This window comes from Hydrocarboniphaga daqingensis (genome assembly GCF_900129825.1).
Taxonomy (GTDB): domain Bacteria; phylum Pseudomonadota; class Gammaproteobacteria; order Nevskiales; family Nevskiaceae; genus Hydrocarboniphaga; species Hydrocarboniphaga daqingensis.
Genome location: NZ_FQWZ01000002.1, coordinates 253,652 through 270,080 on the forward strand (window position 1 = coordinate 253,652; position 16,429 = coordinate 270,080).

The following is a 16,429-nucleotide window of genomic DNA, read 5'->3' on the forward strand; positions in this document are numbered from 1 at the left end:
CGGCACGACGCGAACGGGTCGGGTCGGCAGAATGCAGCGCGGATCATCGCCGATGCGGGGGGCCAGCGGAATTCTTGCGGTGCAACAATGGCGGGCGTATGGTGCGCCCCTTCTCATCGAGTGCTCAGCGTTGGCCGCGTGAAGATCATCATTCTGGGGGCGGGACAGGTGGGCGGTACGCTGGCCGAGAACTTGGCCCGCGAAGCCAACGACATCACCGTGGTCGACAAGAATGCCCAGCATCTGGCCGACCTGCAGGAGCGGCTGGACATCCGCACCGTCCACGGCTTCGCCTCGCACCCTGACGTGCTCAAGCGCGCCGGCGCCCACGACGCCGAGATGATCATCGCCGTCACTGACAGTGACGAGACCAACATGCTCGCCTGCCGCATCGCGCAGGTGCTGTTCAACACGCCGACCAAGATCGCGCGCGTGCGTTCGCACGAATACCTGCGCGAGAAGAAGCTGTTCGACGGCGATGCCTTGTCGGTCGACTTGCATATCTCGCCCGAGCAGCTGGTCACCGACTACATCCGCCGGCTGATGGAATACCCCGGTTCGCTGCAGGTGGTCGACTTTGCCGACGGTCGCGTGCGGCTGGTCGGCGTGCGCGCCTATTACGGCGGCCCGCTGGTGTCGCGTCAGCTCAAGGAGCTGCCGTTGCATTTGCCGGACATCGACGCGCGGGTCGCGGCGATCTATCGGCGCGGCCGGCCGATCATTCCCGAAGGCGACACGATCATCGAGGCTGAAGACGAAGTGTTCTTCGTCGCGGCCACCGAGCACATCCCGAAGATCATGGCCGAGCTGCGCCGTCAGGATAAGCCGGTCAAGCGCGTGATGATCGCCGGTGGCGGCAACATCGGCCTGCGCTTGGCGCGCGTGCTCGAAGGGCAGATGCAGGTCAAGCTGATCGAGCGCGATCGCGCTCGCGCCACCTATTTGTCCGAGCAACTCAGCCGCAGCATCGTATTGCATGGCGACGCCGCCAACGAACAGCTGCTGCTCGAAGAAAACATCGAAGACGTCGATGTGTTCTGCGCGATCACCAACGACGACGAAGCGAACATTCTGTCGGCGATGCTGGCCAAGCGCCTGGGTGCGCGCAAGGCACTGTCGCTGATCAACCGCGTGTCATATGTCGATCTGGTCGAAGGCGGCGCGATCGACATTGCGATTTCACCCCAGCAGTCGACCGTGTCGGCACTGCTGGCGCATGTGCGCCGTGGCGACGTGGTGCGCGTCCACAGCTTGCGACGCGGCGCGGCCGAGGCGATCGAAGCCGTCGCTCACGGCGATCGCAAAACCAGCAAGGTGGTCGGCCGGCGCGTCGAAGAGATCAAGCTGCCGCCCGGTACGGCGATCGGCGCCGTGGTGCGCGGCGACGAGGTGATCATTGCCCACCATGACACGGTGATCCAGGTCGATGACCACGTGATCCTGTTTCTCGTCGACAAGAAACACACGCGCGACGTCGAGCGCTTGTTTCAAGTCGGCGCGTCGTTCCTGTAAGCGTCGCTGCGGTGTATACCGACGCCGCCCGGCGGTCCAACTCGACGCGACGCTTCGTCGCCGTTCAGCGTCTGGTCGGTCTGTTGCTGATGCTGTTTTCGCTGACGATGCTGCCGCCGGTTGCGGTGGGTCTGTATTACGGCGAGGACACGATCCCGGCGTTCATGGCCGGCATGTGGATCACGATCGCCACGGGCGCCGCGATCTGGTGGCCGGCGCGTCGCGAGCGCGCCGAGTTGAAGATCCGCGACGGCTTCCTGGTGACCGTGCTGTTCTGGACCGTGCTTGGTTTGTTCGGCGCGATCCCGTTGTATGTTGCGTCCGATGCTTGGCATTCGGTGATCGAGGCGATCTTCGAATCGGTGTCGGGCTTGACCACGACCGGGGCGACGATGGTGTCGCAAGGCATCGATGACCTGCCCCGATCGATCAACTACTACCGCATGCAGCTTCATTGGCTCGGTGGCATGGGCATCATCGTGCTGGCCGTCGCCGTGCTGCCGATGCTCGGTATCGGCGGCATGCAGCTGTACATGGCCGAGACCCCCGGCCCGATGAAGAACAGCAAGCTGACGCCGCGCATCACCGGCACCGCACGCGTGCTGTGGCTGGTGTATTCGTCGTTGACGTTGATCTGCGCGCTGATCTACTGGGCGCTCGGGATGTCGCTGTTCGACGCGATCTGCCATGCGTTCTCCACGCTGTCCTCCGGTGGCTTCTCGACGCACGATGCCAGCGTCGGTTACTTCAACAGCGCGCCGATCGAGTTGGCGGTGACGTTCTTCATGGTCGTGGCCGGCAGCAACTTCGCACTGCATTACCTGGTCTGGGAACGTCGCTCGCTGCGCATCTACTGGCGTGATGGCGAGTTTCGCGTGTACCTGACGCTGTTCTTGGTGTTTTCGGTGCTGGTCTGCGCGCCGCTGGTCTACTACGACACCTATCCCGACGTGTACACCGCAGTACGTCGTGGCGTGTTCCAGCTGGTGGCCTATGCCACCGACGCCGGCTTTGCCACCGCCGATCCGACGCATTGGCCGACCTACGTTCCGCTGCTGATCGTGCTGTCGACCTTCATGTTCGGCTGCTCGGGTTCCACGGCGGGCGGCGTCAAGATGATCCGGCTGGTGCTGTTCGTGAAGCAGGCGCTGCGCGAGCTGCAGCGCTTGGTTCATCCGAGCGCCGAGCTGCTGATCAAGTTCGACGGCAAGACCGTACCCAACGACATCGTCTACGCGGTCGGCGGATTCTTCTCGGTCTATGTCGGCCTGACGATCATGCTGACGTTCGCGATGATTTCGACGGGCCTGGACGTGGTCACCGCGTTCTCGGCGGTCGCTGCCTGCATGAACAATGCAGGCCCGGGCCTGGGCAGCGTCAATGCGAACATGGCCGGCGTCAGCGATACCGGCAAGGCGATCCTGATCTTTGCGATGCTGCTGGGCCGGCTCGAAGTGTTCACGCTGCTGGTGGTGTTCACGCCGAGTTTCTGGCGGCGCTGATCTGCTCGGTGGCGCTGCCGTGCGGCGCGATCTACGCGGCTGGACGATAGAATGCCGTCGACGTCCGTCGCCGCGCCCGCTCAAATCGCGCGACAACGGCCTCCGCCCGCCCCCGCCGAGCCCAACGCATGTCGGTATTCACCAAGGTCAGCCACGACGAGCTGGTCGAGTTTCTGAAGCAGTATCCGATCGGCGGACTGATCGGCTTCCAGGGCATCGGCGAAGGTGTCGAGAACACCAATTACTTTGTCGACACGCACGATGGTCGTTGGGTGCTGACGCTGTTCGAGCGGCTCAACTACGCCGATCTGCCGTTCTTCCTCGGCTTGATGGATCACATCGCCTCGCGCGGCTTGCCTGGTGCGATGCCGGCCCGCACGCGCGGCGGCGACAACCTGACCACGCTCAACGGCAAGCCGGCCGCGTTGGTGCGCCGGCTGGTCGGCCAGAGCGTGTTGTTCCCGACGCTGGAGCAGTGCGTGCAAGTCGGTCGCGCGCTCGGTGATCTGCACGTGGCAACGGCCTCCTACGCAGGCCATTGCGAAAACGGCCGCGGCGCGGCCTGGCGCGCATCCACCGGTCAGGGACTGCTGGCGCATGTCGATGCCGATACGCGGGCCTTGATCGATGACGAGCTGGCCGCGCAGACGCAGCTCGACTTGGCGGCCTTGCCGCAGGGCGTGATCCACGCCGACCTGTTTCGCGACAACGTGCTGTTCGTCGACGACCGCCTGACCGGTCTGATCGACTTCTACTACGCCTGCAATGACGCGCTGGCATACGACCTCGCGATCACGCTCAACGACTGGTGCGTCGAGCCCGACGGCGTGCCCAACGCCGAGCGCTGGAACGCGATGCTCGCCGCCTATTCGTCGCGGCGCAGTTTGAATGCCGCCGAGCGCGCCGCGTGGCCGCTGGTGCTGCGCGCCGCTGCGCTGCGCTTCTGGCTGTCGCGGCTGTGGGACTGGACCTTCCCCCGCGAAGGCGACGTCGTCCACATCAAGGACCCGGACGCCTATCGGCGGATTCTGGTGCACCACCGCGACAACCCGCCGCGCGGCTTGCTGATCTGACCTGCCCGCGCAGCCCGCAACGGCGATAGCATCCCCGGATCACAACGGGGAGCGACGCGGATGATGGGGCTGACGCGGTATCAATGGACGGTGCTGTTCGCCGCCTGGCTGGGCTGGGGCTTCGATATCTTCGACGGCCTGCTGTTCAACTACGTGGCGCCCAACTGCGTGCCGACGCTGCTCGGTTTGCAGATCGGCTCGCCCGAAGCCAAAAGCGCCACGCTGCTGTGGACCGGCATCATGACCGCGACGCTGCTGATCGGCTGGGCCGTGGGCGGCGTGGTCTTCGGCCTGGTCGCCGACCGCATCGGCCGCACGCGCACGCTGCTGATCACGATGCTGCTTTATGGGCTGGGCACCGCGGCCTGCGCGTTTGCGCCCAACATCTGGGTGCTGCTGGCGTTCCGGATCGTTGCGGCACTCGGCATCGGCGGCGAATGGGCGGCCGGCGCGTCGATGGTGGCCGAAGCGGTGCCGGAACATAAGCGCGTCGAAGCCGGTGCGCTGCTGTACACCTCAGCACCGATGGGCTTGTTCCTGGCCACGTTCGTCAACTTTCAGGTCGCCGGCAACTGGTTCGCCGACGACCCGGCCGTGTCCTGGCGCTATGTGTTTCTGTTCGGCCTGCTGCCGGCGGTGATCGCGTTCATCGTGCGGCTGTTTGTTCACGAGCCTGAGCGCTGGCAGACCGCGCGCGCCAGCGGTCCGCCGCCGCGTCTGCGCGAGCTGTTTGCTCCGGGCACGCGGCATCTGACGCTGAGCGGCTTTTTGATGGCGGTGATCACGCTGCTGGCCTGGTGGAGCTGCAATGCGTTCATCCCGGTGGTGTCGACGGGCCTCGCGCAGACTGAAGCGGCGACGCTGGGACTCGACGCGAGCGCAACGCGCGCCTTGGCCGAGCACTGGAAGACGCTGGCGACGACCTACTTCAACCTCGGTGGCCTGATCGGCACGCTGCTGACGATTCCCGCCGCCAAGTTGCTCGGTCGCCGCCCGATGTTCGGCTTGTATCTGGCGCTGTCGGCGGTCGCCCTGCTGGGCACGTTCGGCCCTGACTGGCAGGGCCAGACGCGGCTGTACGGCTATTTCGCGATCGGCCTGACCGTGTTCGGCGTGTTCGGCAGCTTCACCTATTACCTACCGGAACTGTTCCCGACGCGGCTGCGCGGCACCGGCTCGGGCTTTTGCTACAACATCGGCCGCATCGTCGCCGCGGCCGGGCCGTTCCTGGTCGGCAGCATTGCCGCCCAGGGCGTGCAGAGCGCGGTCCAAGTGCTGTTCTGGGTCGGTTTGGTGCCGGTGGTCGGCCTGATGATGCTGCCCTGGGTCGTCGAGACGCGCGGGCGTCCGCTGCTCGACTAAGCGCACGCGCCGCGCATAAAAAAGCGCCCGGTGCAGGAACTCACCGGGCGCTTCAAGCAGCGATACGTTATTCGACGTTGTGCGGCGGATTCTGCGCCGCCGGCGTTCGCCTTACCTGAACGAGGCGCGACGACGACGCAGTGCCGCGGCCAGCAGCATCGGCGCCAACAGCAGGGCACCGGCTGCGCCGCCGCCACCACCGCCGCCGGTGCTGACGCCGCCACCACCCGAGCTACCGCCACTGCCGCCACCGCCACCGCTCGGCGGCGGATCGACCGGCACGGCGGCGAACTCGGTGAAGTCCTCGACGACGCCGACATGGTCGGTGCTGTCACGGTCCGGCGAGATCGCGTTCTTGCCCATGCCGCGCTGTGCAAAGCCATGGGCGCAGCGTGCGTAGTCGTCCATGTCGGCGGCCATCGCGGCCGCCAGGATGCCGTCGCGGGCTTCGGTGTAGGTCGGCGAGGACGGCGTCATCTTCAGACCGGCGATCAGGTAATCCATCATCCGTCCGCGCGCCTGCTCGAAGCTCAGGCTGGGCTTGTTGAGCAGCGCCGCGTAGCACTCCCAAACCGAGTTCGCCCAGATTTCGCCCGAGGCGTGAACCTGCGCGTTGCCGGCACCATCGGTGCCGTAAGCGATCGGCGCCTCGTCGGCCGGCAACGGCTCGCCGACGGCGATGTGCTTGAACGTCAGCGGGTTCTTGCTCGTGTCGGTCGAGTACGGCACGCGGCGGATCGCAAAGTAGCTGTCGCCGGTGACGAAGAAGCCGACGCCGTACGGCGCCTGATAGCGGTCGTTGCCCGGACGCTGCCGGTCTTCGGGACGAACCGTGAGGATCATCGAGGCGACGTCGCTCCAGCCCTCGCCCATGCTGCCGCCCTGGTTGTTCGACAGGCCCGAGCCGTCGTCGACCAAGCGGTTCGACACGTGGTGGAAGTACTCGTGCGCGATCACCTGGTTGTCGAACGTACCGTCGCGGTCGATTGAGGCTTCACGGCGCAACGACATCGTCACCGGCGTGCCGGCCGCGATCGCGTCCTTGATCTTCTGGCCGTCGTCCTTGCGGATCATGATCGACGGGATCTGATAGACCTGATCGGTGCTGACGATGTCGAGCGGCACGTCGGCGTTGCCCATCGACGTCGGATCGCCGTCGCCGTTGTTGACGACGACCATCGCCGTTGCGCCGCTGATCGTCGCGTACAGCGCCTTGCTGGTGAAGTTGCAGTTGCCACGGTCGATCAGCGCGATCTTGCCGGCCAGATTCGGGTCGGGGATCAGGTTCGGCAGCGGGTAGGTGATGCCCAGGATCGGGTCCGGCGGCGTTTCGACGCCGGTGCAGCCGTCGCCCGGCGCATCGAATAGATCGGCCGCGACGCCGACTTCACCGCTGGTGTCGAACACGCGCGGCCCGAAGCTGGCGCCGTTGAACTTGATCGCGCCGAAGTCCGGCGCGGTGATGCGCACTTCGCCGCGGATTTCGCCGTCGAACAGATACATCTGCATCCGCGGCGAGCTGCCGTCGGCCGGCGTGGCCATGTTGGCGTTGTTGCGGCCCGACGCGTCCTGGCCTTCGGCCTGGATCGGGTCGCCCTCGCTGCCGCCGCGACCGAAGTTGCTGGTCTGGCCGTTACCGGCGAGCTCGTTGAAGCCGTGGTCGTACCAGAAGTCGTGCAGCCAGTTGTTCACGTAGAACAAGTTGACGTTGGCCGCGTTCTTGGCCGCGTCCTGCGCCGGGTCGTCGTCGCCGACCACCGGATAGTCGAAGGTGTCGGTCGACGTTGCCGTGGCGCGGCTATCGCCGGTGCCGGCGACGAAGCCGTCGCCGGGCGTGCGCACCGGCAACACCAGCGGCAGAAACACGCCGACGCCGGAGTCGATGTACGAATCGACGTTGTTGCCGGTGGTCGTGGTCACGCCAGATTCGGCGATCCACGGGTCGCCGGTCGAGATCGGGCCATGATCGAGCGTTACCAGCTTGGATTCGACGCCGACGCGCGGCGGCTGGTTGGCGACGCTGGTGCCGGCGAACGGCTGGTAGCCATTGCCCAGCGGTGCATCGAACGGCTGGAAGTTGCCGCTGGCATCGGCAAACACGCGATAGGTGTAGGCCGCTTCGGCTTCGAGGTTGTTGCGGAACAGCAGCGCGCCGTCGCCGGCCGCGACGACCAGACCGTAAGCCGTGCTGCCCGAGCGCTGCGACACGCCCCACAGCTCGACGTAGTACGCCGGCTGCAGACGCCCGGCGCGCGGGTAGTAGATGCGCTTGACGCGCGGTGCGCGGGACATCGCCATGCCGGTACCGGACAACGCCGGCAGCTTGAACCACTGGTAGTCGCCTTGAACGCGGTCGACGACCAGCGTTGCCGCGTTGAGCGCGCTGCCGCCGATGGCCGACCAGGCCGAGCCGATCGCCTGCGCTGCGCTGCGCGCGAACTGCGTCGGCGCATTGCTGCCGTAGTCGGTGGCGAAATAACCGGAGATCGCCACCAGCTTGCCGCTACGATCCATCATCACGTTGAGGCGACGGCTGAACACGTCGATGCCGTTGACACGCTGCTTGAAGCGCACGATCGCCGGGCCGTTGCTGCCGTTGTACTGCGCCTCGGTGACGACGGCGTCGTTGATCATCGCCTCGGTCAGCTGCAGCTCGCCTGCCTTGCTGCGCAGATAAGCGCGCGCTTGCGCGGCCAGCAGCTCATCGGCCTTGACGGCGCCGACGCTGGCCAGAGGCTCGGCCGCTGCGGCCCACAGGAACGTGGGCTTGTTCATCCGCGCATCCCATTGCGCCGGCAGAACGCCGCCCAGGTTGACCGGCGCTGCCGCCGACGCCGTCCGGGGTGCCAGATCCGCACGATACTGATCGACGTTGTGCAACCGCTCGGCGCTGGCCGACGCCAGCCCGGCATGTGCCGCACACAAGCCCATCGCCAGGCCGGCCGACGTGGGCCACAAGGAATGCAGTTTCATTCAGGAAGAATCCGTGGATGGCCGTGCCGCTCGACAACCCGAGACGGTCGACCTGCGAAAAGGGATCGGACAAGCTCCATCTGCCCGACGAACGCATGCTCCGGGCTGATGAAATGCATCGAAAGGGGGTAAACCCCCAAACGGTGCGTCAGGTGATTAGCGAATACGGCCTAATGGCCGTCGCGATACGCCGTTACGGCAGCACGTAGCTACCGGTGATGAACGCGGCGACGTCGTCGCGCGCGGTGGTCGACACTTCGACCTGCATCACCACCAGACGGCGGCCCGACTTGAGTACGCGGGCCCGCGCGATGACATCGCCCGGCAGCGCCCGCGCCAGAAAGCTGCAATTGAACTGCGAGGTCAGCGCCATCTCGTCGTGATGCTGGGCCAGCAATACGGCGTACATCGCCGCGTCGGCGGCCGCCATCAGCACCGGCCCGCTGACCGAGTCGCCGGGTCGCAGCATTCGCGGGTTGTACGGGATGCGCACTGTGGCCGTATCGGACGACACTTCGTCGACAACCAGCCCTTCGCCTTCGGTCGATGGCAGTCCGGTGCGGATCAGTTCCTGCACGGCGCCGGCAGTCAGCAGCGTTTTCATCGCGTCTCCTCGCGGTGTTTGTTGTGGACCGACTGTAGTCCGTGCAACGCGGCGCGGCGAGTTTGTCCAGCGCCCGTGCGAGCCTGCGGCTAGACCGTCGCGACCGCTTCGGCTTCGATCGTCACATGGACCAGGCCCGGCACGTCGGCAAGCCGCGCCTTGTAAGCGGCGGCGCTGAGCGGAGCCGACGCGCGCAAGCTGGCGATCACCGCGTGTTTGCCAGGTGCCAGGCGCCACAGGTGCAAGTCGGCGACGTGTGCATCACCGCTGCCTTCGAGCAGGCGGCGGACGCGGTCGGTCAGGCGCGGGTCGACGCTGGCGTCGAGCAGCACCGCAGCGGTGCGCCGCGCCAAGCCCAATGCCCACTGACCAATCACCAGCGCACCGACGATGCCAACCACCGGGTCGATCCACACCCAGCCCATGTGGCGACCGGCCAACAGCGCCACGATCGCCAGGATCGACGTCAGCGCGTCGGCCAGCACATGCAGGTAAGCCGCGCGCAGGTTGTGGTCGTGATGGCCGTCGTCGTGATGATGTTCGTGATCGTCGTGATCGTCGTGATCGTCGTGATCATGATCATGATCGTGGTCGTGGCGCAGCAGCAGCGCGCTGGCCAGATTCACGACCAGGCCGAGCACGGCCACGATCAGCGCCTCGTTGTAGGCAATCGCGGTCGGCGCCAGCAAGCGCTGTACTGATTCCCAGATCATCGCCGCGCCGATCGCACCGAGCAGCAGGCTGCTGGTGAATGCCGCCAGATCGCCGACCTTGCCGGTGCCGAAGCTGTAGCGCGCGTCGTGTACGTGGCGGTGGGCGTAACGGTAGGCAAACGCGGCGGCGCCGAGCGCGGCGGCGTGGCTGGCCATGTGCCAGCCGTCGGCCAGCAGCGCCATCGAGCCGGACCAGTAACCGGCGACGATCTCGACCACCATCATCAGCAGCGTCAGCACGACGACCGCGCTCATCCGCTGGCCGTTGGCGCCGTGGTCGTCGCCGAGGAAGGCGTGGTGATCGCCCTCGGCGCTCTGTGCCGGGCAGATGCGGCTGTCGATCGTGCTGCGGGCGTGGGAATGCGGTGCGGACGGATTCACGGCGGTCGACGGTCGGGATGCGGGGCGCAGTATGAGATGCCGGCGCGGCGTGCGTCATTCCGGCTCACAGCCTGCGCCAATGGGTTTCGATTCCCGGCTGAGCCGCGCGCTGCGACACTGCGCGCCGTTCCCATCCAGGCGGCAGCTCAGCATGATCACCCTCTACGGTATGACCGGCTCCGGCAATTGCTGGAAGCCGGCGGCACTGATGCAGCGACTCGGCATCGAGTATCGCTGGGTCGAAGTCGACAGCGTCGGCGGTGAGACGCGCCGACCGGCGTTTCTGGCGATGAACCCGAACGGTCGCGTGCCCTTGCTGCAGCTCGACGACGGCCGCTTGCTGGCCGAATCCAACGCGATGCTGTGTTATCTGGCCGAAGGCAGCGCGCTGATGCCGCCGCCAGGCTTTGATCGCGCCAAAGTGCTCGAATGGTTGTTCTTCGAGCAGTACAGCCACGAGCCCTACATCGCCACGGTGCGGTTCTGGATTCATTTCCTCGGCAAGCGCGAGCTGTGGCGTGATCGTATCGCCGAAGCGCGGGTCAAAGGCGAGGCTGCTCTGGCGGTGATGGAAACCACGCTCGCGCGCCAGCCATATCTGGCCGGCCAGAGTCTGACGATCGCCGACATCGCGTTGTACGCCTACACCCATGTCGCCGAACAAGGCGACTACGATCTGACGCCATACCCGGCGCTGCGCGCTTGGCTGGCGCGCTGCCAGGCTCAGCTCGGCCGCATGGACGCCGGCTGAGGCGGCGGCTCAGGCCGACAGGTGCGCCAGTGTGTGGCCGGCGGCTTCCCAGTTCTGGCCGTCGAAGTCTTCGTAGTCGACGTGCTCGATCGTGCCGGGCGTGACGCAGCGCAAGCTCACCGAGTAGCCGTCGGGGTTGGATCGCGGCACGTAGAAGCTCTTGATGCCGCAGATTGAGCAGAAGCGGTGTCGCGCCACGCCCGTGTTGAATGTGTAGGTGGTCAGCGCGTCCTCGCCCGACAGCAGCTCGAAGTCGCGGCCGGCGACGATCAAGTGCTCGTAGCCGGTCATCGAGCAGATCGAGCAGTTGCAGCGCTGCACCTGCACGTGCGCCGGTGCCTGGAATCGAAAGCGGACGGCCCCACAATGACAGCCACCGGTATGGTCGATCTTGGCGTTCATGTTGAGAGTAAAAATTGATAGGCAGCAGAAAAGTCAATAATATTGCACACGCCGTGAAACTCCGAATCGCCCCATGAAGCTTTCATTCACCAAGATGCACGGCGCCGGCAACGACTTTGTCGTCATCGACGCCACGCGCGAACGGTTCCGGCCGACGCCGGACCTGCTGCGGCGTCTCGGCGACCGTCGCTTCGGTGTCGGCTGCGACCAGATCCTGGTCATCGAGGCGCCGTCGGCGCCCGGCATCGACTTCGACTATCGCATCTTCAATGCCGACGGCAGCGAGGTGGGGCAGTGCGGTAACGGCACGCGCGCGCTGGCGCGCTACGTCTACGAGCAGGGTTTGTCGGACAAGCCGCGACTGCGCGTGCAGACGGCCACCGCGACGATGGAACTGCAGCGCCTCGACAACGGGCTGGTGAAGGTCGATATGGGCGCGCCGCGCTGGCAGCCGGCGCAGATTCCTCTGCTACTGCCGCAGGCCGAGCGCTACCGGATCGACACGGCAGATGGCGCGCTCGAATTCGGTGCCGCCAGCATGGGCAATCCGCATGCGGTGCTGTGCGTGGCCGATGTCGATGCGGTCGACGTCGAGGGCATCGGCCGCAGCCTGCAAGCGCGCCGCGACGTGTTTCCGCAGAGCGTCAATGTCGGCTTCCTGCAGGTGATCGACCGTGAGCACGGCCGTCTGCGCGTTTACGAGCGCGGCTCGGGCGAGACGCTGGCCTGCGGTAGCGGTGCTTGCGCCGCGGCAGCCGTCGGCCGGCTGTGGGGCCTGTTCGGCCCTCACGTGACGCTGTCGCTGCGCGGCGGTGAGTTGAATCTGGAATGGGCCGGCGCCGATGCGCCGGTGCTGATGACCGGTCCGGCAGAGACCGTTTTCACCGGGGAAATCGAATGGCAACGGTAGAGCACGACGCAGCGCCGGCGATCGACGCCGAGCAGGTGCTGGCGTATCTGAAGGCGCATCCCGGGTTTCTGTCGGCACATCCCGAGCTGCTCGAAACCCTCGAGCTGCAGCACGCGGCCGGCAGCGCGGTGTCGCTGATCGAGCGTCAGGTCGAAGTGCTGCGCGGGCGCAGTCAGCGGCTCGAAGACCGGATGACTCAGCTGCTCGAAAACGCTCGCGACAACGAACGGCGCGCCACCAACGTGCACCGCCTGGCGCGCACGCTGATCCGCGCACCGACGCTGGCCGCGGCGATCCTGGGCCTGCAGACCTGCATGCGCGACGACTTCGGCATCGATGAAGCCTGGGTCGGCGTCACGCCGGGGCTGCTCAAGCGCAGCGACATCGAAGGCCTGCAGCGGCTCGACGCCGACGGACCGATCGCGCGCCAGTTCGACGACCTACTGCGCACCAAACTGATCGAGTGCGGTCCGCTGTCCGAAGCGCGCGCCAAGCTGCTGTTCCCCAAGGCCGCCGAGCGTCCGCAGTCGGCGGCGATCGTGCCGCTGGAGCGCGACAAGAACCTCGGCATGCTGGTGCTGGCCTCGCGCGATCCGCAGCGCTTCGTGCCGCGCCAGGGCAAGGTGTTTCTGGAGATGACGGCCGAGCTGGTCGCCGCCGCGGTCCGCGCCAAGCTGGTGTCCTGATGGAGGCCGGCGCGACGCCGGCTTCCGGCAACGTCGCGGCGGCTGACACCACGGTGCTCGACGCCGAACTGCAAGCCTTCCTCGACTGGATGACGCACGAGCGCCGACTGTCACCGAACACGGTCGCCGGTCGTCGCCGCGATCTTGAAGGCTTCATCCACTGGTGCGGCGAGACGCGCATCGGCGCGTTGTCGAAGATCGACCTGCACGCGGTTCGCGCCTACGCGGCGCGGCTGCGCCGCTTGGGCCGTGACGCACGCACGATCGAGCGGCATTTATCGAGCTTGCGCGCCTGGTTCCGCTACGCGGTCGAACAGCGCGGCATGGCCAACAACCCGGCGCTGGAAGTGCAGGCGCCGAAGCCGCCGCAGCGGCTGCCCAAGACGTTGGCGCGCGACCAACTGATGCCGTTCCTCGACGGTCCCTGGGCCGACACGCCGGCCGATCAGCGCGACCGCGCCATGGTCGAGCTGTTCTATTCGTCGGGGCTGCGTCTGGCCGAGCTGATCGGCCTGGATCTGCCCGATCTGTCGTCGGACCTGGGCGAGGTCCGCGTCACCGGCAAGGGCTCGCGTACGCGCATCCTGCCGGTCGGCGCGCAAGCGCGCGCTGCGCTGCAGTCCTGGCTGATGCTGCGCAGCCAGTGGGCATCGGCGCGCGAGCCGGCCGTGTTCGTCGGCCAGCGCGGCGCCCGCATCGGCCGCTCGACCGTGGCGCAGCGGCTGCACCATCACGCGCTGCGGCTGGGCTTGGATGCGCGCTTGCATCCGCACCGGCTGCGCCACTCGTTTGCAACGCATCTGCTTGAGGAAAGTGCGGATTTGCGCGCTGTGCAAGAGTTGCTGGGCCACGCCAACCTGGCCACCACGCAGATCTACACGCATGTCGATTTCAAGCGGCTGGCTCAGGTTTACGACCAAGCGCATCCGCGTGCGAAGCGGACTCGAAAGCCAACGTCCGGGCCGCCGAACTGAATTGGAGGTGAATCGTTCGCCGTGGTTCCGTTTATTTGCTGCATAATCTGGCGGGTCGCCGTTCGGCGGCGTCGCTGGCCGTGATGCCAGCACCATTTACTGACCTGGGAGTTGTTCAATGAAGCGTGAACTGCTGATCGCCCTGGGCCTCGCCTCCGTGCTGGCGCTGGCCGCGTGCAAGAAGAAAGAAGAAGCCCCTGCTGCTGAACCGGCTCCGGCCGCTGAAGCCGCTGCCCCGGCTGCCGAGCCGGCTGCTGAAGCTGCCGCTCCGGCCGCCGAAGCCGCTGCTCCGGCCGAAGCGCCGAAGTGCCCGACCGAAGCCGACCCGAACGCTGCTTGCCCGGAAGCCGCCCCGGCTCCGGCCGACGCGCCGAAGTAAGTCGCTTCACTCGGCCGGCGTCTACGCCGGCCTGAGACAGCGGTATGACAAAGGCGGAGCGAAAGCTCCGCCTTTGTCGTTTCCGGGGTCCGGTTGAATACGGCCCCCCACATCCCCAGATTGCCCGGACCTCCATCACGGGCAGTGCCATGCAGCAATTCGACGGAACCACCATCGTCAGCGTCCGCCGCGGCGGCCAGGTCGCACTCGGCGGCGACGGGCAGGTGTCGATGGGCAACACCCGCGTCAAGAACAACGCACGCAAAGTCCGTCGTCTCTATGGCGAGCGGGTCATCGCTGGCTTTGCCGGCGGCACCGCGGACGCGTTCACGCTGTTTGAGCGCTTTGAGGGCAAGCTTGAAAAGCACGGCGGCCAGCTGACCCGCGCCGCCGTGGAGATGGCCAAAGACTGGCGCACCGACCGCTATCTGCGACGCCTCGAAGCCTTGCTGATCGTCGCCGATGCAGGAACCTCGCTGATGATCAGCGGCAACGGCGATGTGATGGAGCCAGAAGAACACGGCGTGATCGCGATCGGCTCCGGCGGCGCTTTCGCCACGGCGGCCGCGCGCGCGCTGGTCGAGAACAGCCAGCTGAGCGCGCGCGAAATCGTCGAGAAATCGCTGCATATCGCGGCCGAGATCTGCATCTACACCAACCACCATCTGACGATCGAGACCATCGGGTCCGACCAGCCGGGAGCGTGATGAACGACTTCAACTCCGCCGCGAGCAGCGGCAGCACCCGCAACGCCGCCGCCACGATGACGCCGCGCGAGATCGTCCAGGAACTCGATCGCCACATCGTCGGCCAGCAAGCGGCCAAGCGCGCGGTCGCCATTGCGCTGCGCAATCGCTGGCGGCGTCAGCAGGTGGAAGGCAGCCTGCGCGGCGAGATCAGCCCGAAGAACATCCTGATGATCGGGCCGACCGGCGTCGGCAAGACCGAGATCGCGCGCCGCTTGGCCAAGTTGGCGAACGCCCCGTTCGTCAAGGTTGAGGCGACCAAGTTCACCGAAGTCGGTTATGTCGGCAAGGACGTCGATTCGATCATCCGCGACCTGGTCGATGCCGCCGTGAAGATGACGCGCGAGCACGCCACGCGCCGCGTGCGCGATCGCGCCGAAAGCGCGGCAGAGGAGCGCGTGCTCGACGTGTTGCTGCCGCCGCCGAAAGACTTCGGCGAAGCCAGCAGCCTGCGCCAGAACGAGAACGGCGCCGCGCGCCAGGTGTTCCGCAAGCAGCTGCGCGAAGGCAAGCTCGACGACACCGAGATCGAGATCAAGATCAATGCCGCGGCACCGAACGTGCAGCTGATGGGCCCGCCCGGCATGGAGGAAATGACCCAGCAGCTGCAGCAGATGTTTGCCGGCATGAACCAAGGCAAGCCGCAGTCGCGCAAGATGAAGATCAAGGACGCGATCAAGCAGATCGCGGACGAAGAAGCGCTGCGCCTGGTCGACGAAGAAGCGATCAAGACCGAAGCGCTGCACAACGTCGAAGAGAACGGCATCGTGTTCATCGACGAGATCGACAAGGTGGCCAAGCGCGGTGAATACGCGGGCGCCGACGTGTCGCGCGAAGGCGTGCAGCGTGATCTGCTGCCGCTGATCGAAGGTTCGACCGTGACCACCAAGTACGGCGCGGTGAAGACCGACCACATCCTGTTCATCGCCAGCGGCGCGTTCCACATGAGCAAGCCGTCGGACCTGATTCCGGAACTGCAGGGCCGGCTGCCGATTCGCGTCGAACTTGAAGCGCTGAAGACCCAGGACTTCGTGCGGATTCTGACCGAGCCCAATTACTCGCTGACCGAGCAGTACCGCGCGCTGATGGGCACTGAAGGCGTGACGGTCGCGTTCACCGACGACGGCATTCGCCGCCTGGCGGAGATCGCCTGGCAGGTCAACGAAGGCACCGAGAACATCGGCGCGCGTCGCCTGCACACGGTCATGGAACGCCTGATGGAAGACGTTGCGTTCGACGCACCGGATCGTGCCGGTTCGACGCTGACGGTCGACAGCGATTACGTCGACGCCAAACTCGGCAAGCTGGCCGGCAACGAGGATCTGAGCCGCTACATCTTGTAACGGTTCGGCGCCGTCTCGCGCCGGGAGAAGGTGGCGCGGCAGCGCCGGATGAGGGTGTTTGAGGGTTGAGCGTGGCTTGAGTCTGCGAGTCCCTCACCCCTGCCCCTCTCCCGGGGGG

At 66.3% G+C, this 16,429-nt stretch carries 15 protein-coding genes; 11 read left to right on the forward strand and 4 right to left on the reverse strand.

The genetic code is table 11. From position 1 onward, the window contains the following. Positions 1-138: 138 nt before the first annotated feature. From trkA to BUB09_RS04215, 4 genes are all read left to right on the forward strand, one after another. Complete coding sequence (gene trkA / locus BUB09_RS04200) at positions 139-1,512, forward strand: Trk system potassium transporter TrkA (RefSeq protein ID WP_072894592.1); 1,374 nt, start codon at positions 139-141, stop codon at positions 1,510-1,512. Positions 1,513-1,523: 11 nt separating this feature from the next. Beyond that, positions 1,524-3,014 carry a TrkH family potassium uptake protein gene (locus BUB09_RS04205; RefSeq protein ID WP_366486128.1) on the forward strand — a complete coding sequence of 497 codons (1,491 nt, stop codon included), beginning with the start codon at positions 1,524-1,526 and terminating at the stop codon, positions 3,012-3,014. A 128-nt stretch (positions 3,015-3,142) separates the two neighbouring features. After that, the gene (locus BUB09_RS04210; protein WP_072894593.1) at positions 3,143-4,087 is read left to right on the forward strand and encodes a homoserine kinase; all 945 of its coding nucleotides are present in this window, start codon (positions 3,143-3,145) and stop codon (positions 4,085-4,087) included. 60 nt (positions 4,088-4,147) lie between these two features. After that, entirely contained in the window at positions 4,148-5,449 is a 1,302-nt protein-coding gene (locus BUB09_RS04215; RefSeq protein ID WP_072894596.1) for an MFS transporter, read from the forward strand. A gap of 111 nt (positions 5,450-5,560) precedes the next feature. Here BUB09_RS04215 and BUB09_RS04220 read toward each other — a convergent pair whose 3' ends face one another. The 3 genes from BUB09_RS04220 to dmeF all read right to left on the reverse strand — a co-directional run bounded on the left by BUB09_RS04220 (position 5,561) and on the right by dmeF (position 10,120). Next, positions 5,561-8,422 (reverse strand): M36 family metallopeptidase, encoded by a 2,862-nt coding sequence (locus BUB09_RS04220; protein ID WP_072894599.1) that lies wholly within the window; start codon positions 8,420-8,422, stop codon positions 5,561-5,563. Positions 8,423-8,615: 193 nt separating this feature from the next. Beyond that, entirely contained in the window at positions 8,616-9,026 is a 411-nt protein-coding gene (locus BUB09_RS04225; RefSeq protein ID WP_072894602.1) for a PaaI family thioesterase, read from the reverse strand. Between the two features lie 89 nt (positions 9,027-9,115). After that, positions 9,116-10,120 (reverse strand): CDF family Co(II)/Ni(II) efflux transporter DmeF, encoded by a 1,005-nt coding sequence (gene dmeF / locus BUB09_RS04230; RefSeq protein ID WP_245793129.1) that lies wholly within the window; start codon positions 10,118-10,120, stop codon positions 9,116-9,118. A 154-nt stretch (positions 10,121-10,274) separates the two neighbouring features. On the opposite strand from dmeF, the gene BUB09_RS04235 reads away from it, so the two are divergent. After that, positions 10,275-10,871 carry a glutathione S-transferase family protein gene (locus BUB09_RS04235; RefSeq protein WP_072895436.1) on the forward strand — a complete coding sequence of 199 codons (597 nt, stop codon included), beginning with the start codon at positions 10,275-10,277 and terminating at the stop codon, positions 10,869-10,871. A 9-nt stretch (positions 10,872-10,880) separates the two neighbouring features. Here BUB09_RS04235 and BUB09_RS04240 read toward each other — a convergent pair whose 3' ends face one another. Continuing rightward, positions 10,881-11,273, reverse strand: a complete 393-nt coding sequence (locus tag BUB09_RS04240) for a GFA family protein (protein WP_072894605.1) — start codon at positions 11,271-11,273, stop codon at positions 10,881-10,883. Positions 11,274-11,346: 73 nt separating this feature from the next. Between BUB09_RS04240 and dapF the strand changes: the two genes are divergently transcribed. The 6 genes from dapF to hslU all read left to right on the forward strand — a co-directional run bounded on the left by dapF (position 11,347) and on the right by hslU (position 16,311). Further along, positions 11,347-12,183: a diaminopimelate epimerase gene (dapF, locus tag BUB09_RS04245; RefSeq protein ID WP_072894607.1), complete on the forward strand. Its 837-nt coding sequence runs from the start codon at positions 11,347-11,349 to the stop codon at positions 12,181-12,183. Next, on the forward strand, positions 12,171-12,869 hold the full coding sequence (locus BUB09_RS04250) for a DUF484 family protein (RefSeq protein ID WP_072894610.1): 699 nt from the start codon (positions 12,171-12,173) through the stop codon (positions 12,867-12,869). Before dapF ends, BUB09_RS04250 begins: the two co-directional genes overlap by 13 nt. Continuing rightward, positions 12,869-13,843 carry a tyrosine recombinase XerC gene (locus BUB09_RS04255; RefSeq protein ID WP_072894611.1) on the forward strand — a complete coding sequence of 325 codons (975 nt, stop codon included), beginning with the start codon at positions 12,869-12,871 and terminating at the stop codon, positions 13,841-13,843. Before BUB09_RS04250 ends, BUB09_RS04255 begins: the two co-directional genes overlap by 1 nt. 118 nt (positions 13,844-13,961) lie before the next feature. Continuing rightward, positions 13,962-14,222, forward strand: coding sequence for a hypothetical protein (locus BUB09_RS04260; protein WP_072894614.1), 261 nt, complete (start codon positions 13,962-13,964; stop codon positions 14,220-14,222). A gap of 149 nt (positions 14,223-14,371) precedes the next feature. Beyond that, the gene (hslV, locus tag BUB09_RS04265; protein ID WP_072894617.1) at positions 14,372-14,929 is read left to right on the forward strand and encodes an ATP-dependent protease subunit HslV; all 558 of its coding nucleotides are present in this window, start codon (positions 14,372-14,374) and stop codon (positions 14,927-14,929) included. Positions 14,930-14,985: 56 nt separating this feature from the next. Beyond that, a complete protein-coding gene (gene hslU / locus BUB09_RS04270; protein ID WP_084083200.1) occupies positions 14,986-16,311 on the forward strand; it encodes an ATP-dependent protease ATPase subunit HslU in 1,326 nt (441 codons plus the stop codon). Positions 16,312-16,429: the final 118 nt, after the last annotated feature.